This is a genomic window from Bacillus sp. UMB0728, assembly GCF_002858875.1.
Lineage (GTDB): Bacteria > Bacillota > Bacilli > Bacillales > Cytobacillaceae > Bacillus_AB > Bacillus_AB infantis.
In genome coordinates this window covers 710,545-711,064 of record NZ_PKLA01000004.1, presented here as the reverse complement: position 1 = coordinate 711,064, position 520 = coordinate 710,545, and the positions used below count along the sequence as shown (strand labels likewise).

Sequence of the window (520 nt, the reverse complement as noted above, 5' to 3'; positions counted from 1 at the left end):
TAGATCGAGGACTTAACCACATTTGATTGCTTTGTAATTCTTCTTCTGCATTATCTAGTTTTGAGGGAATAAAATTTAAAAATTCTCTTGCAAAATAATAAAAAGACGGTATAATAATACTTGTCTTGAAAAAATAGTCTGGTGGCGATAGCGAGAAGGTCACACCCGTTCCCATACCGAACACGGAAGTTAAGCTTCTCAGCGCCGATGGTAGTTGGAGGTTCTCCTCCTGTGAGAGTAGGACGCTGCCGGGCGAAAGTATTCTAATATACTATCATTCCGCAGTAGCTCAGTGGTAGAGCATTCGGCTGTTAACCGAACGGTCGTAGGTTCGAATCCTACCTGCGGAGCCAATTATGGAGAGCTGTCCGAGTGGCCGAAGGAGCACGATTGGAAATCGTGTAGGCGGTTTATAGCTGTCTCAAGGGTTCAAATCCCTTGCTCTCCGCCATTTAAATTATATAATGGCCCCTTGGTCAAGCGGTTAAGACACCGCCCTTTCACGGCGGTAACACGGGTT

2 tRNA genes and 1 rRNA gene are annotated in these 520 nt (G+C 45.4%); all 3 read left to right on the top strand.

From position 1 onward, the window contains the following. Positions 1-137: 137 nt before the first annotated feature. The 3 genes from rrf to CYJ37_RS19285 all read left to right on the top strand — a co-directional run bounded on the left by rrf (position 138) and on the right by CYJ37_RS19285 (position 451). Positions 138-254, top strand: a 5S ribosomal RNA gene (gene rrf / locus CYJ37_RS19295). Positions 255-278: 24 nt separating this feature from the next. Continuing rightward, a tRNA-Asn gene (locus CYJ37_RS19290) sits at positions 279-353 on the top strand. A gap of 5 nt (positions 354-358) precedes the next feature. Next, positions 359-451, top strand: a tRNA-Ser gene (locus CYJ37_RS19285). Positions 452-520: the final 69 nt, after the last annotated feature.